Below are 14,683 nucleotides of genomic sequence, written 5' to 3'. Positions count from 1 at the left end.
TCCTAGCGCCGCGCGCGGTGGGTGATCAGGGCCTTGGCGTCGGCCAGCGCCGTCTTGATATCCTTGTTTTGCGCCAGCACGCTTTCCAGTTCCATGTTGACGATGTCGCGCGCCACGGCGTCGAACTTGTCGACGCGGATGACGGGGATTTTCGCCGCCGTGTCGCGCGCCAGCAGACGCGTCTTCTGGCCGCCGAAATACGGCTGCGGCTCGTCCATCATCGGGTCCGCGTACGCGGCCTTGAGGGCCGGGAAGGCGCCAATCTCTTTGAGCGAATGCAGCTGGATATCCTTGTTGACGGTCATGAACTTGATGAATTCCCAGGCCTGGGTTTTATTCGCGGCTTTCTTCGGGATGCCATAGAAGGAGCCGCCGTAGGACGCCAGCGCGCCGGCCGGCAGGTTCGCCGCGCGCCACTGGCCGGACGACGCCGGCGCCAGCCACTTGGCCAGGTGGCCGCTGAGCCACGAACCCATCATCTGGCTGGCCACCTTGTCGCGTTTAAAACCTTCGGCCCACTCGCCCGTCCAGGCCACGGTGCGCGCATCGATGCCGGCGACCCTGGCCGCCTTGGCCAGTTCGAACGCTTTCACGAAGCGGGGCGAGTCGACCAGCACCTGGCCCTTGTCGCCAAAATAGATGCCTTCGCCATCTTTCAGATTGGCGCGGATGACGATGTCCGCCAGGTCGCTGGCGCCGGCCAACAGATAGGTGCCGGTGGCGGCCTTGAGCTTCTTGCCGGCGGCGATATACGATTCCCACGATTGCGTCAGATCGGTTTCCTTGATGCCCGCCTTGTCCATCAGGTCCTTGCGGTAGAACAGGGTGCCCGGTCCCAGGTCGGCCGGCATGGCGCCCAGGGTGCCGCGCGAACTGGTCGCCTGCACAAAGGTAAATGGCACGAACTGGGCGCGGTACTGCCCTGCCCCGTACGGCGGCTGCAGCAAGTCTTCCATGCCCTTCGATTCGGCGAAGCTGCCGACATAGCGGAAGTCGATGGCCATCACGTCGGGCAGGCGCGCGCCGGCCGCCAGCGCCGTCGTCATCGAGTTATGGTGGTCGTCGATCTGCAGGCTGACCAGCTTGACCTTCACTTGCGGATACAGCTTTTCCCACAGGGGCAAGGCCGTCTTGACGGCGCGGTCCAGGTCGGGGAACGAGGCGACGGTAATCGTGGCCGGGGCCAGCGCCGGCGGGACGGCGGCCGGCGGAACGGCTGCGGGCGCGGCGGCCACGCTGGCGGCCAGGGTCAGCGCCGCCAGTGGGGCGGCGCCAAGGATGCTTGACTTCATTATTTCATCTCCGTTTATTGAGCGTCTTCTATCTTGAAAACGTTTTCACAACATGTGTCCATTTAACACCGCAAAGAAAATCAAGTCAATCGAAAAAGTTGTCATTTTTATTGAAGACAGCGTGGCGGGATGCATGCCATGGCGCGTTTTCTCCTATGAAAAGACGCAAAAATCCGCCATTTCAAGATGCTGTTGTTTTTCGTGAAAACGTTTTCAAGCGCCGACCCACGGCCCTTTCGGCATTTATGGTAATCTTTCGATGAAAAGGTTTTCAGAGCACTGACAACCAGCCATTTTGATACCCAGGAATCACCTTGAACGATAGCGCCCACGCTGCTCCCCCTTCCACCCTGCTCGACGTGGCCCGCCAGGCCGGCGTGTCGCCCAGCACCGTCTCGCGCATCCTCAATGGCACGGCCAAAGTGTCCGATGACAAGCGCGACGCCGTGCTGGCGGCCATTGCGCACATGAAATTCGCGCCGAACCAGATGGCGCAGGGTCTGAAAAAGGGCCGCTCGATGACCATCGGCATCGTGGTGCAGGATATTTCCAGCCCCTTCTTCGACGAAAGCCTGCGCGGCGTGGACGATGGATTGAAGGACACGGGCTATGCCTCCGTCATCGTCAGCGGGCACTGGAATGCGCAGGAAGAGGCCGACCGCATCCGTTTGCTGCTGGCGAGAAAGGTCGACGGCATCATCCTGCTGTCGGGGCGCATTTCGGACGAGAGCGTGCTCGATTTCTCGCAACAGCGGCCCATCGTCTCGACGGGCCGCCTGCTGGCCACGAAAAGCGCCATCGGCTTCAAGCTCGACAACGAATACGGCGCCTACCTGGCCGTGCGCCACCTGGTGGAACTGGGCCACCGCCGCATCGCCTTCGTGGCCGGCCCCGCCAACAACACGGATGCGGCCGAGCGCCTGACGGGCTACCAGCGCGCGCTGCGCGAAGCGGACATCGCCATCGACCCGAAGCTGATGGTGGAAGGCGATTTCCACGAGGCAAGCGGGATGCTGGCCATGAACCATTTGTTCGATACGCAGCAGCAATTCAGCGCCGTCTTCGCCGCCAATGACCTGTCCGCCTACGGCGTGCGCCTGTGCCTGTACCGCAAGGGCATCCGCGTGCCCGACGATATCTCGCTCGTCGGTTTCGATGACTTGCCCGGCTCGTCCTACACGACGCCGCCGCTGACGACCATCCACCAGCCCCTGTACGACATCGGCCGCATCGCCACGCAAGCGCTGCTGGGGCTGATCAATGGCGAAGCCGTGCAGGCGGCAATACCGCCCCTGGAGCTGATCGTGCGGGAAACCACGCGGCGTATTCGCTAGGCCTGGCGCTGAACGAGAATCACTACGCCAACGGCATCCGCAACGCGTGCGGGAATCTGCAGCAATGGCGCATCCGCTTTACAATAGTGGCTCGTTCAGCAAGAATGCTTGGTTCAAGCACGCAAGGCTCAACCCTCCGGCCACAGGCTGGAAGACTCCGAACACTCACCATAAAGGGACATCACATGGAACATACTCTGCCACCACTGCCGTATGAAATGGACGCTCTGGCGCCGCATATTTCGAAAGAAACCCTGGAATACCACTATGCCAAGCATCACCAGGCGTATGTCACCAACTTGAACAACCTGATCAAGGGTACCGAGTTCGAGAACCTGTCGCTGGAAGAAATCATCAAGAAATCGTCGGGCGGCATCTTCAACAATGCGGCGCAAGTATGGAACCACACCTTCTACTGGAACGGCATGAAGCCGGCCGGCGGCGGCGCGCCTACCGGTGCCGTGGCTGACGCGATCAACGCGAAATGGTCGTCGTTCGACAAGTTCAAGGAAGAATTCACCAAGTCGTGCGTGGGCAACTTCGGTTCGGGCTGGACCTGGCTGGTGCAAAAAGCCGACGGCTCCGTCGACATCGTCAACACCTCGAACGCCGGCTGCCCGCTGACCACCGGCGACAAGCCGCTGCTGACCTGCGACGTCTGGGAACACGCCTACTACATCGACTACCGCAACCTGCGCGCCAAGTACGTGGAAACGTTCTGGGGCCTGGTCAACTGGGACTTCGTTGCCAAGAACTTCGCGTAAGCGCCAGTTCCTGTCAACGTAGGGCGAAAAGAAGCCTGCGCCACCCCGCGCAGGTTTTTTTTCGCCTGCTGAAAGGCGCGGCGCTGCGCTACAATCACTGCCCCGCCACCGCTATCTCCCCTGCCCCGATGTCCGCTCGCCTGCTGCGCCGCCTGTTGATCTTGCCCCTGCTGGCGTGCCACCTGCACGCGTGCGCGGCCGCCCCATCGCCCCTGCTGTCCGACTACACCCACAACGCCTGGGGCGCCTTGCAAGGCGCGCCCGTCGATGTGCTGAAATTCGCCCAGGGCAAGGATGGCTGGCTGTGGATCGCCACGGCCACCGGTTTGTACCGCTATGACGGCGTGCGCTTCGACAGGGTCGACAGCGTGTACGGCCACCGCCTGCCGTCGAGCAATGTGCTGGGCCTGGCCACGCCGGCCGATGGCGCCGTCTGGGTCGGCTACCGCCTCGGCGGCGTCAGCGTCTTTCGCAAGGATGGCGCGCGCACCTACCGCGAGGCGGACGGCTTGCCGCCGGGCGCCGTGTTCCATATCGAGGCAGCGCCCGACGGCGCCATCTGGGTCGGCACGCGCGATGGCGCGGCGCGCCTGGCGCCCGGCGCGGACCGCTTCGTTGCGCAGGCGGCCAACGTCGGCCTGCCCGACAAGCGCGTCTACCAGATCCTGTTCGCCCGCGATGGCACGCAGTGGATGGGCACCATGCACGGCGCTTATTTCCGCAGGCCGGGCGAGACGCACTTTTCCCACGCCTGGCCGCGCACCATCCTCACCGGCATGGATGAAGCGCCCGATGGCGCCATCTGGGCCGTCGACGCGCAAAGCAATTACTATCGCGTGCGCACCAGCGCGCCGCGCGGCGATGCACCCATCCGGCCCGATGCCAGGGGCAACAGCATCCGCTTCGACCACGCCGGCACCATGTGGCTGATGCAGCCCGATGGCATCGAACGCAAGTTCGACCCTTCCGGCCCCAGCCTGCCGTCCCAGCGCCTGACGCGCCAGAACGGCATCAGCGGCCCGCTACCACAAACCTCGTTCCAGGACCGCGAAGGCAATCTGTGGTTCGGCACCTCGACGGGCCTGGACCGGCTGCGGCCGAACCGCCTGACAACCCTGAGCGTTGCCGTGCCCTTCGACCATCCCGGCATGCTGCCGGGGCCCGATGGCGACGTGTGGATCGGCGATTACGTGAGCGACGTGCGCAGCTTTACGGCCGACGGGATGAAAAAAGTGATCTTGAAGGGGGCGCTGGCGGCCAGCCACTGGGCGCCCGACGGCACGCTATGGCTGGGCAACGAGCAGGAACTGCACCATCGCGCGCGCAACGGCGTCATGACGCGCGTGATGACGCCCGTGCAGGGACTCGATCCGCAGGCGCTGCAGCAGGATCGCTCGGGCGCACTGTGGGCCTCGTTTTCCGGCGGCGGCCTGTTTCGCCTGAACGAAGGAAAATGGATCGCCAACGGCGGCCTGTCCGGCCTGCCCGCAGTGCTGACGACGGCCATGGCAATCGATGGCGCCGGCACCGTCTGGCTGGGCCATGCCGACAATACGGTCAGCCTGGTGGCCGATGGCCAGCGCGCGGGCGCCGTCAAACGGCTCGGCGCGCCCGAGGGTCTGCAGGTGGGCACCGTGTTGCAGCTGTACCGCGATGGCGAGGCGATGTGGGCCGGCGGCGAAAACGGCGTGGCGCTGTACCGCGCCGGCCGCTTCCACACCTTGCGCGGCGCGCGCGGCGCGGCGTTTCGCGGCGTGTCGGGCATCGTTCGGCTGCCGGACGGCGACCTGTGGCTGCATGGCGCGGAAGGCATTGCCCATATCGGCGCCGCCAGCCTGGCCGCATGGATGCGCGACGGTACCGCTGTTACCTCGGAACGCTTCGACGCGCTCGACGGCTTGCAGGGCCATGCCTCGCAGCTGCGCCCCGTGCCGTCGCTGATCCATGCGCCCGATGGCAAGCTGTGGTTCTCCACCTCGGCCACCATCGGCATGCTCGACCCGCTGCACATCCGCCGCAACGCCCTGGCGCCGCCCGTGCAGATCCACAGCCTGCTGGCCGATGGCGCGCGTTACGCGCTGGACGATGCCAAGCCGCTGCACCTGCCGCAGGGCAGCAAATCCCTGCAGATCGGCTTCACGGCCCTGAGCCTGTCGATGCCGGAACGCGTGCGCCTGCGCTACCGGCTGGCGGGCGTGGACGCCGGCTGGCAGGAAGCCGTGGGACGCCGCGAAGCCTACTACACCAACCTTGCGCCCGGCAGTTACCGCTTCGAGGTCACGGCCGCCAACGAAGACGGCGTGTGGAACACGCAGGGGACTGGGCTAGACATCGTCATCGCGCCCGCCTTCGTGCAAACGCCGTGGTTCATCGTGCTGCTGGCACTGGGCGCCGCGCTGCTGCTGTATGGCGGCTATGTGCTGCGCATCCGCCGCCTGACGCGCAATATGCAGGAACGGCTGCAGGAACGCTTGCAGGAGCGCCTGGCCGAACGCTCGCGCATCGCCCGCTCGCTGCACGACACCCTGCTGCAAAGCGTGCAAGGCTTGATCCTGTCGTTCCATGCGCATGCGGACATGCTGCCCAAGGGCACGCGCGAACGGGCGCGTCTCGACGGCACGCTCAACCTGGCCGACCAGTTGCTGATCGAAGGCCGCGACCAGATCATGGACTTGCGCGCCTCGGCCGAACCGGATGAACTGCGCCTGGCGCTGCAGCAATTCGGCAAGGGCCTGGCCGAGCACCGCGCGCACGCGTTCACCGTGCATGTCAGCGGCACCTGCCGGCGCCTGCAACCGCGCGTGCATGACGAAATCTATGCGATCGCGCGCGAAGCGCTGTTCAACGCCTCGCGCTATGCCGAGGCGGCCAACATCGTGCTGGAACTCGACTATGCGGAACAGGCCTTCACCTTGCGCGTGCGCGACGACGGCTGCGGCCTCGACGACGCCGTGGCGCAGGCAGGCCAGCGGCCCGGCCACTGGGGCCTGGTCGGCATGCGCGAGCGCGCCGCCGGCATCGGGGCCAGCCTGCGCATCGACAGCCGGCCCGGCGCCGGCACGCAGATCGAAGTGAGCGTGCCGGGCCGCCTGGCCTATTGACGTCGCTGGCAGGGAAGTGTTGTAGGATGCGCAAGAGCGCTGCCTTGCGCCGATCCCGCCACCACTCTGTCTGAAAGTACATCATGAAAAAATGCCTGCTTGCCCTGCTCGTGTTTGCCTCCGGTTCCGCCTTCGCCAACTCGGCCTGCGACACGCCGCGCAACGACTTCGACGGTCTGTATTGCCTCAACAAGGTGTATCAGGAAGCGGACAAGGAACTTAACGCCAACTACAAAAAACTCGCCGCCCAGCTCGATGCCGGCGGCAAGCAAAAGCTGAAATCGGGCCAGCTGGCGTGGATAAGCAACCGCAACCAGAATTGCTCCAAACGCGAATCGTCGGGCTTTTATGTGAACCTCGATTGCGCCACCCAGACCACCATCGAACGCGCGCAATTCCTGCAGGACCGCGTGCGCGAATGCGTAAGCGCCGGCTGCCAGAACAGCAAACTGTGAGCTGAACCTGCGCCAGCGCAAACGGGAGCGGGCGGCAAGCGCCCATACTGACCGCTCCGATGTCTTTCCCGTTTGTGCCATGAGCAAACTCATCGATATCTCCCTGGACCAGTGGGACGCCAGCGGCAGCGCCGCGCAGCAGGCGGCGGCGCTGCAGGCACTCGAAGACGGGCAAGTGCTGCTGCTGCCCCGCCTGGGCTTCTCGCTACGACAGGAAGAGCATGCCCTGCTGAACGGCGCGGCGGGTAGCGCCGGCAGCGCCAAGAACATCAGCTGGGAAGCAGCGCGCGGCGTGCGCGGCCACGGCGACGCCTGCGATGCGGTCCTGCTGGCCGCGCTGATGCAGCGCTATGCGCGGCACACGCAGCGCCTGCTGGGCGGCTTGCTGCCTGGCTATGTTCCCCATCTGCAGCAAGGCAAGGGCAGCTTTCGTCCCGTGGAAATCGCCGGTCGCGTGAGTTCCTGGCGCAAGGACGATACGCGCCTGCACGTCGACAGTTTTCCCTCCTCGCCCACGCAGGGCCGGCGCATCCTGCGCGTCTTCACCAACATTCATCCGCGCGACATGCCCCGCGTGTGGAAACTGGGCGCGCCATTCGAGCAGGTGGCGCAACATTTCTTGCCCGTCGCGAAGCGTCCGCAACCGGTGCTGGCAGCCCTGCTGCAATGGCTGCGCATCACCAAGTCGCGGCGCACGGCCTACGATCACTACATGCTGCAACTGCACGACGCCATGAAGGCCGACCTCGGTTACCAGGCGCAGGTGGAACAGCACACCCATGCGTTCGCGCCGGGCCAGACGTGGATCGTCTTCAGCGACGCCGTATCGCACGCGGCCCTGCGGGGACAGCATGCGCTCGAGCAAACCTGGCTGCTGCCCGTGCACGCCATGGCCGCCCCGCAGAAGTCGCCGCTGGCCATCCTCGAGCGCCAGTTGCAACGTCCGCTGGCTTAGCCAGGTTCAGGCCGGCAAACGTGCCGCCTTGAAACGCCGCCACGCCTTGTGCATGCGGCCATCGCTGCCCTGCGCCTGCGCGCGTGCCGCCAGATAACCGCGCACGAAGGCCGCGTGCAGCCGCAGCCCGTCCTGGGTCGACTGATCAAGCTGGCCAGCCTGGTCAGCCTGAACTTCGGGCAATTGCTGCAGCAAGCGGTCGGCCACCTGCACATCGTTGAGCCAGCCCAGTTCATCCTGCAGGGCCGACAAGCGTCCCACATACGGTTTCACGGCCCGGCCCGCAAACAGCGAGGCAAAAAATTCCGTCGCGTAGCGCGTCTTCTTGGCCGCGATGCGCACCCGGTGGCGCTGCGGCGGCGTGGCATGCAGCAAGCCCTTGCCGCGCTTCATCAGGCGCCGCTGGTCCTTGCGCAGCGTAGCGCGGGCAAACGGCGAAACGCGCGCGTCCAGGCGCCGCAACTGGCGCACGGAGCAATTGTCGCGCCAGGCGCGCGCCTGCAGCCAGCGTTGCAAGCCCAGCATGCAGGCCGTGTAGCGCGCCGAGGTGACGGCCTGGGCCGCTTGCTCGTGCTTGAGGCGCGCCTGCGCGTGCGCCGCCTCGGCCAGCGCCGCCGCATCCGCCTGCGCCTCGCCGTCGAGTTGCGCCAGGGTATTGCCTGCCAACACATCCCAGTCGCGCGCCTCGCCCAGCGCGCCGCCCAGCCACTCGAGTTCGCCCTTCAAGGCGTCAGGCAAGGCCAGCAGGGACTTGAACATACCCAGCGCCGAACGCAAGCGGCGCAGGCCCACGCGCATCTGGTGCACGCTTTCCACGTCCTCGCCGCCCGCCACGCCATCCTGGTTGCCGCTGACTTGCTCCAGGCAATTGCCGGCGATGGCCAGGAATACCTGCTCCACGGACATGGCCGCGTCGAGCGCCAAAGGCTGCGCCTTGACCGCTTGCAAGGGATGCGATGCGGCCAGCCGGTAGCCGCGCTCCGCCTTGCTCATGTGGCCCAGCTGCAGCGGCACGTCCTGCAACAAGGCCAGCGCCACGTCGAACAGGCTGGCCGCCTGCCCCTGCTTCAACTCCAGCTCGATCTCGCTGACGGGCACAGTGCGGACGACGCTATCCGCCCCGTCCGCGCCGCTTTCAATGACACCCTGGTCCAGCACGCATTCGATCTCGTCGCCCTGCGGCGTGCGCAACTGCCATACGGTGCGCTCCATGCGCGTGGTAAACACGGGCCGCAAAGCGTCGCGGATGCCGTCCTGGCGCAGCAGCGCGCGGATGGGCTGCTTGCGGCCGATGGCCGCATCGAGCGCGGCCAGGTCCGGCTGCGGCCCGGGCACCTCGCCTTCCCATTCATGGCGGCTGTGCAAGCCGCCGCTGACGGTACCACCCGCCTTCAGCGTTTGCACCCAGCGCCCGTCCACCTGGCGCACGCGCAAGCCCGCCTGCTGGCGGCACAGCTGCAAATCGGGCGTGTCGACATAGATATCGTGCATCCGCAGCAGCTGCGGCTCACCTTGTGCATACTGCGCCAGCAGCGGGTGCGCGCGCAAACGGGGCACATCTTGCGGTGCCAGCAACAATTTCAATTCGATTTCCATGACCGCTCCTTGCGAGACTCCTGAACGCCCATTGTAAGGCGCGTCCGGCCGCTCGCAAGGAGCACGCACACGGACCTTGATTTTGCGCGAAAATAAGCGCTTCATTCAACCAGGAGATGCCATGACCTACCACGCCGCCGAGAACCGCTACGACAGCATGCCATACCGCACTTGCGGGCGCAGCGGGTTGAAACTGCCGCTCTTGTCCCTGGGACTGTGGCATAACTTTGGCGACAGCAACAGCCTGGCCTCGCAGCGCGACATGCTGCGCACGGCGTTTGACCTGGGCATCACGCATTTCGACCTGGCGAACAACTACGGCCCGCCGTATGGCAGTGCGGAAAGCAATTTCGGCAAGCTGCTGCGCGACGATTTCCTGCCCTACCGCGATGAACTGATCATTTCCACCAAGGCGGGCTGGAACATGTGGCCGGGCCCGTACGGCCAGGGCGGCGGGTCGCGCAAATACGTGCTGGCCAGCCTGGACCAGAGCTTGCGGCGCCTGGGCCTCGATTACGTCGACATCTTTTACTCGCACCGTTACGACGCCGACACGCCGCTGGAAGAAACCATGGGCGCGCTGGCCACCGCCGTGCAGCAAGGCAAGGCGCTGTACGTGGGCCTGTCCTCGTATTCGCCGCAAAAGACGGCCGAAGCGGCCGCCCTGCTGAAGGAATGGAAAGTGCCTTGCCTGATCCACCAGCCGGCCTACAACATGCTCAACCGCTGGATCGAGGAGGATGGCTTGCTCGATACCCTGCAGCAAGAAGGCATGGGCTGCATCACGTTCACGGCGCTGGCGCAGGGACTGCTCAGCGACAAGTACCTCGATGGCGTGCCGCAGGATGCGCGCGTCAACCGCCCCGGCGGCGGTTCGCTGACGCAACAGCACCTGAGCGCGGAAAACCTGGCCCGCGTGCGCGCACTGAACCAGATCGCCGCGCAGCGGGGGCAAACCCTGGCGCAAATGGCGCTGGCCTGGGTGTTGCGCGATCCCCGCGTCACCTCGACCCTGATCGGCGCGAGCAGCAGCGCGCAAATCCGCGAAAACGTGGCCGCGCTGCAGCAGCTGTCGTTCACGGCCGACGAGCTGGCCGCCATCGACGTGCAGGCGCGCGAAGGCCATATCAATCTGTGGGAAGGTCCGTCGCGGGCCACCTGATCACCCGTCCTGCGCTTGTGGCGGCGGCAGCGGGCAGGTAGACTGCCGCCGCCTTTCAACATTTACCACAAGGTTCCATGCAAGCCATCCACGCCATCGCCCTCTGCCTGCTGCTGTCCTGCGCGGCCAACGTCCGCGCAGCCAATTATTGCGACTCGCCGCGCTGGTCGATCGTGCACAACAAGAGCTACGACGAGGTGATGAAGATCGCCACGAAGCGCGACAAGATCCGCGACGCCGAATGCAGTTTTACCGATGTGATCCTGAGAATCCAGAACGAGGAGGCGGGCATCGGGCGCTATCCGGGCATCCTGCTGATCGCCGACGCGCAGGATGAACGTTTCGTCGTCACCAGCCGCGTCGGCGCCTACACCATCTTCAGCTACCGCTACAACGACCAGCGCCTGCTGCAGTTTGCCATGCAGGACCACAGCTGGGAGGAAGGCGAAGCGTTTCAGGCCGGCGCCTACAAGATTACCGGCATCAAGGAATTCAAGACCCTCACGGGCTTCCCCGCCACCTTGCTGGTGGTCAAGACTTTCCAGTTTTACGGGCCTAAATAAGGCGGCAGCAACGCGCCCAGTTCCTGCGCGACTTGCCGGCGCCGTTCCGGCGTGGCAAAGACGCCCACCGCCACATGCCGGGTAGCATCACGCATATCGTTGATGTGTATCAATTGGCGCGGCCCTTGCGGCACGGCAATGCGCGTGCACCAAGGCGCAAAGTGGTGGCGCCGGCACTGCCCGGCGCTGACCTGTTCGATGACCAGCTCGCCGTCGCGCAAGGCGATGTGCTCATAGTCGCGCGCGTGGCGCAGGTAATGCAGCAGGGCGGCGGCCACCAGGATCAATTCGGCGAACGAAAAAACGGGGATGTACCAGAGGCCGCGCAGTGCAAAAGCGGCGGCAATGACGAGGGAAAACAGGCATAGCAAGCCGTAGGCGCGCAGCAACTGGCGCGCCGTCAAGGCACTGTGGCGCGCCAGCAGCCATTGCGGCTGCTCGCGCGAGTGATCGCGTGGCATGGCGCCTCCCGCACTATCGCTTTATCACCCATCACAATCACCGCAGCGGCACTTGCCGCCGCAGGGTCAGCCAGACCGTTCTGCCAGCTTGCGCCAGGCTCAGGCGCCCATGCGCACCAGCGCGTGACCCACGTGCTGCCACCAGTGATCGCGCGACTTGACCTGTTTCAGGCAAGACGTGTCGATTTCCGCAGGAAACACATGATCCTGGCATGCCTTCGTTTCCAGGGCATAGCGCTGGTTTTCCGCCGCTGCCAGGGCCACGACGAGCCAGAATCCCAGCGCCAGCAAGATCACCAGCAAGCTCCAGGCCAGGTGATTGGTGTTACTTTTTTCGCCAAAAAACTCGCGCGGCCGCGTCTCGCGGTACATCGACATCAAGTCTTTTTCTTTCTCTTCCGACATCTGCGTTTGCATCCTCTGACATCCTATCCTGTGCCGGCCGGCTGGCCATGGCGGCGTGCACGCCGCCTTGCCCGCATTTTACGCTGATGCCGCAGGAGAGGCGGTAATTCATGGGGGCGATTCGCCACCACCTTCCTCCGCCGGCCGGACGGGCGCCATGCTTTCTACATGGTCGACGTCGATGTCGCCGCCATCGGGCGCCGTATTGCGCGGCTCCACGCCGGCCCGCTCACCGGTGCCGGCCGCATCGCTGTCGTTGTCGAGCGCTTCCGCATCCTGGCCGGGCACGCCCTGCATGTCGCTGCCGCTGTCGGAACTGTCGCTGGGGCCGAGCGCGCCCTTGCCATGGCCGCTGCCCAGGACGCGGTCGGGGATGACGGGCAAATTGTCCGGATCGAGTGTGCTGCCGCTCATGGTTGACTCCCGTTGAACAAAAAACCAGCTTACTCCCCTGGCCCGGCCAGCGGCGCACGCCTGCACCGCATTTTCCAAGGGGCAAATGCGGCGGCGCACAACTATTTTCATAAATTACTTCACAAATGTACTATTCATTGCTATAGTTAATTCAAGTAAGCATCTTCTCATCCAGAAACTGCTTCATCGCCGGCACGGCGCCCACCAGCGCCATGCCGACGAACCGACCGGTACGTGGCGATCCGGCCCATCCACCCAGCCATCATGCACATTTTGGAGTCTTATCATGCAAGCCAAATCACTCATCGCAGCATTGTTTGCCATCACCACCGCCACTTCGGCTTTCGCCCAAAGCGCCGCACCTGCCCCAACGGACAAGCAACTGACGCGCGAGCAAGTCACGGCCGAATACATCCGCGCCCGCAACGCCGGCGAAATCGCCACCAGCGAAGTCGACTATCCGAAAACGCCGGCCACCGCCGCCAGCCAGGTGACGCGCGAACAAGTCATGGCCGAGTTCTACGCCGCCCGCAAGGCAGGCCTGATCCCGCAAACGGAAGCGGACTTTGATATCGCGCATACGATCAAGCAGGTCGTGCAATAAGAAACCAGTCAGCCGGTTTCAGTCACACAGTAGTACACCTCAGTTGCGGCGCAGCACCCGGGCCTACCCCGGCCGGGCCACTCCCGGCGCTCACCGCGGCGAGCTGTCAGCATCGCCCCAATACCACCTTCCGGAGTTCCTGCATGTCCCTGCACCGCCGCTTGCTTGCCGCCAGCCTGATCCTTGCCTTGAGCGCTTGCGCCGACATGGGCCATATCGCGCCGCAATCGGCCATGCTCGACGCCAACAAGCTGCAAGCGAGCCAGGCCATGGATGCCGCCGCCAGCGCCGCCATCGAATGGCCGCGCACGCAATGGTGGCAAGACTTGCATGACCCCCAATTGAACCATTTGATGGACCAGGCCCTGGCCGACAGCCCCACCCTGCGCGGCGCCCAGGCGCGCGTGCGCCAGGCCGAGGCCTTGGCCGGCGCAGCCGAGGACAAGACCCGCCCGCAGGCCGACGCGGCCATCTCCATCAACCGCGAACTGTATTCCCAGCACGGCAGCACGCCGGCGCCGCTGGCCGGCAATTACGCCTGGCGCAACCAGGCCACCGTCACGGCCTCGTACGACCTGGACCTGTGGGGCCGCAACCGCGCCGCCCTGTCCGCCGCCCTGGGCGACGTGCAGATGGCGTCGGCCGAATCGCAGATGGCCCGCCTGGCGCTGGAAACGGCACTGGTGCGCACCTACATCCAGCTGTCGTATGAATTCCAGCTGCAGGATGTGATCGAACGCAGCCTGGCGCAGCGCGCCCGCATCCTCGACATCACGCGCCAGCGCAAGGCGGCCGGCATCGGCACGGACATTGACGTGGCGCAAATCGAAACCACCTTGCCGGCCGGCCGGCGCCAGCTGGAACAGTCGGCCGAATCGCTGGCTCTGCTGCGCAACCAGCTGGCGGCCCTGGCAGGCAAGGGGCCGGCCGCCGGTGCGGCGCTCACGCGTCCCGTGCTGCGCCTGGACCAGCCGCTGGCCATTCCCGCCGCCCTGCCGGCCGAGCTGATCGGCCGCCGTCCCGACATCGCCGCCCAGCGCTGGCGAGTGGAAGCGGCGGCGCAGCGCATCGATGCGGCCAAAGCCGAGTTCTACCCGAACGTCAACCTGGTGGCCTTCGCCGGCTTCCAGGCATTTGGCTTCAGCCATTTTCTCGACGCCAATTCGGACATTCGCGGCGTCTCGCCCGCGCTGAGCCTGCCCATCTTTGCCGGCGCCCGTTTGCGCGCCCAGCTGGGCAGCCAGACGGCCGTGTACGACGGCGCCGTGGAGCAATACAACGCCACCGTCATCAACGCCATGTCGGACGTGGCCAATGCCGTCACCCGCGCCCAATCGCTGGCCAAACAGCACCAGCTGACCGTGCAGGCGCTGGCGACGGCGCAGCGCGCGCGCGACCTGGCGGAAAAGGCCTACAAGGCGGGCATGAGCGACGCCATCGCCATGCTCAACACGCAAGTGGCGCTGCTGGCGGAAGAACAGCAGCAGGCGCAGAATGGGGCGCGCGAGCTCGATCTGTACGTTTCCTTGATGAATGCGTTAGGAGGCGGCATCTGAGCTTGCAATCCTGGCATTGCC

At 65.2% G+C, this 14,683-nt stretch carries 14 protein-coding genes; 9 read left to right on the top strand and 5 right to left on the bottom strand.

The window, feature by feature from the left end; genetic code table 11:
* Nucleotides 1-2 precede the first annotated feature (2 nt).
* Nucleotides 3-1,292, bottom strand: a complete 1,290-nt coding sequence (locus P9875_RS08360) for an extracellular solute-binding protein (RefSeq protein ID WP_099400992.1) — start codon at nt 1,290-1,292, stop codon at nt 3-5.
* Between the two features lie 314 nt (nt 1,293-1,606).
* Between P9875_RS08360 and P9875_RS08355 the strand changes: the two genes are divergently transcribed.
* The 5 genes from P9875_RS08355 (at nt 1,607) to P9875_RS08335 (ending at nt 7,901) form a co-directional block, all read left to right on the top strand.
* Nucleotides 1,607-2,626 carry a LacI family DNA-binding transcriptional regulator gene (locus P9875_RS08355; RefSeq protein WP_035825735.1) on the top strand — a complete coding sequence of 340 codons (1,020 nt, stop codon included), beginning with the start codon at nt 1,607-1,609 and terminating at the stop codon, nt 2,624-2,626.
* A 185-nt stretch (nt 2,627-2,811) separates the two neighbouring features.
* Nucleotides 2,812-3,390: a superoxide dismutase gene (locus P9875_RS08350; RefSeq protein ID WP_070224622.1), complete on the top strand. Its 579-nt coding sequence runs from the start codon at nt 2,812-2,814 to the stop codon at nt 3,388-3,390.
* Between the two features lie 128 nt (nt 3,391-3,518).
* Nucleotides 3,519-6,491 (top strand): sensor histidine kinase, encoded by a 2,973-nt coding sequence (locus P9875_RS08345; protein ID WP_278318092.1) that lies wholly within the window; start codon nt 3,519-3,521, stop codon nt 6,489-6,491.
* Nucleotides 6,492-6,574: 83 nt separating this feature from the next.
* On the top strand, nt 6,575-6,946 hold the full coding sequence (locus tag P9875_RS08340) for a lysozyme inhibitor LprI family protein (protein WP_035825730.1): 372 nt from the start codon (nt 6,575-6,577) through the stop codon (nt 6,944-6,946).
* 79 nt (nt 6,947-7,025) lie between these two features.
* Nucleotides 7,026-7,901, top strand: a complete 876-nt coding sequence (locus P9875_RS08335) for a Kdo hydroxylase family protein (protein ID WP_278318091.1) — start codon at nt 7,026-7,028, stop codon at nt 7,899-7,901.
* 6 nt (nt 7,902-7,907) lie between these two features.
* On the opposite strand, the gene P9875_RS08330 is transcribed toward P9875_RS08335, so the two are convergent.
* Nucleotides 7,908-9,497: a CYTH and CHAD domain-containing protein gene (locus P9875_RS08330; protein ID WP_278318090.1), complete on the bottom strand. Its 1,590-nt coding sequence runs from the start codon at nt 9,495-9,497 to the stop codon at nt 7,908-7,910.
* Between the two features lie 121 nt (nt 9,498-9,618).
* On the opposite strand from P9875_RS08330, the gene mgrA reads away from it, so the two are divergent.
* Entirely contained in the window at nt 9,619-10,659 is a 1,041-nt protein-coding gene (mgrA, locus tag P9875_RS08325; protein WP_278318089.1) for an L-glyceraldehyde 3-phosphate reductase, read from the top strand.
* Nucleotides 10,660-10,736: 77 nt separating this feature from the next.
* A complete protein-coding gene (locus tag P9875_RS08320) occupies nt 10,737-11,222 on the top strand; it encodes a hypothetical protein (protein ID WP_099400988.1) in 486 nt (161 codons plus the stop codon).
* Here P9875_RS08320 and P9875_RS08315 read toward each other — a convergent pair.
* The 3 genes from P9875_RS08315 to P9875_RS08305 all read right to left on the bottom strand — a co-directional run bounded on the left by P9875_RS08315 (nt 11,207) and on the right by P9875_RS08305 (nt 12,502).
* A complete protein-coding gene (locus P9875_RS08315) occupies nt 11,207-11,683 on the bottom strand; it encodes a DUF2244 domain-containing protein (RefSeq protein WP_099400987.1) in 477 nt (158 codons plus the stop codon). The genes P9875_RS08320 and P9875_RS08315 overlap by 16 nt on opposite strands.
* A gap of 99 nt (nt 11,684-11,782) precedes the next feature.
* Nucleotides 11,783-12,100: a hypothetical protein gene (locus P9875_RS08310; protein ID WP_099400986.1), complete on the bottom strand. Its 318-nt coding sequence runs from the start codon at nt 12,098-12,100 to the stop codon at nt 11,783-11,785.
* Nucleotides 12,101-12,196: 96 nt separating this feature from the next.
* Entirely contained in the window at nt 12,197-12,502 is a 306-nt protein-coding gene (locus P9875_RS08305; protein WP_099400985.1) for a hypothetical protein, read from the bottom strand.
* Nucleotides 12,503-12,788: 286 nt separating this feature from the next.
* Here P9875_RS08305 and P9875_RS08300 point away from each other — a divergent pair, with 286 nt between their 5' ends.
* Nucleotides 12,789-13,106: a DUF4148 domain-containing protein gene (locus P9875_RS08300; RefSeq protein ID WP_158300054.1), complete on the top strand. Its 318-nt coding sequence runs from the start codon at nt 12,789-12,791 to the stop codon at nt 13,104-13,106.
* Nucleotides 13,107-13,249: 143 nt separating this feature from the next.
* Complete coding sequence (locus tag P9875_RS08295; protein WP_099400983.1) at nt 13,250-14,662, top strand: efflux transporter outer membrane subunit; 1,413 nt, start codon at nt 13,250-13,252, stop codon at nt 14,660-14,662.
* Nucleotides 14,663-14,683 lie beyond the last annotated feature (21 nt).

The organism is Janthinobacterium rivuli, from assembly GCF_029690045.1.
In the GTDB taxonomy this organism is placed as follows: domain Bacteria; phylum Pseudomonadota; class Gammaproteobacteria; order Burkholderiales; family Burkholderiaceae_D; genus Janthinobacterium; species Janthinobacterium rivuli.
This window is presented reverse-complemented; position numbering and strand designations above follow the sequence as displayed.

Coding starts and splice junctions, on each gene's coding strand:
- P9875_RS08360 (WP_099400992.1), bottom strand. CDS start 1,292: ATGAAGTCAAGCATCCTTGGCGCCGCCCCACTGGCGGCGCTGACCCTG.
- P9875_RS08350 (WP_070224622.1), top strand. CDS start 2,812: ATGGAACATACTCTGCCACCACTGCCGTATGAAATGGACGCTCTGGCG.
- P9875_RS08345 (WP_278318092.1), top strand. CDS start 3,519: ATGTCCGCTCGCCTGCTGCGCCGCCTGTTGATCTTGCCCCTGCTGGCG.
- P9875_RS08340 (WP_035825730.1), top strand. CDS start 6,575: ATGAAAAAATGCCTGCTTGCCCTGCTCGTGTTTGCCTCCGGTTCCGCC.
- P9875_RS08335 (WP_278318091.1), top strand. CDS start 7,026: ATGAGCAAACTCATCGATATCTCCCTGGACCAGTGGGACGCCAGCGGC.
- P9875_RS08330 (WP_278318090.1), bottom strand. CDS start 9,497: ATGGAAATCGAATTGAAATTGTTGCTGGCACCGCAAGATGTGCCCCGT.
- mgrA (WP_278318089.1), top strand. CDS start 9,619: ATGACCTACCACGCCGCCGAGAACCGCTACGACAGCATGCCATACCGC.
- P9875_RS08320 (WP_099400988.1), top strand. CDS start 10,737: ATGCAAGCCATCCACGCCATCGCCCTCTGCCTGCTGCTGTCCTGCGCG.
- P9875_RS08315 (WP_099400987.1), bottom strand. CDS start 11,683: ATGCCACGCGATCACTCGCGCGAGCAGCCGCAATGGCTGCTGGCGCGC.
- P9875_RS08310 (WP_099400986.1), bottom strand. CDS start 12,100: ATGCAAACGCAGATGTCGGAAGAGAAAGAAAAAGACTTGATGTCGATG.
- P9875_RS08305 (WP_099400985.1), bottom strand. CDS start 12,502: ATGAGCGGCAGCACACTCGATCCGGACAATTTGCCCGTCATCCCCGAC.
- P9875_RS08300 (WP_158300054.1), top strand. CDS start 12,789: ATGCAAGCCAAATCACTCATCGCAGCATTGTTTGCCATCACCACCGCC.
- P9875_RS08295 (WP_099400983.1), top strand. CDS start 13,250: ATGTCCCTGCACCGCCGCTTGCTTGCCGCCAGCCTGATCCTTGCCTTG.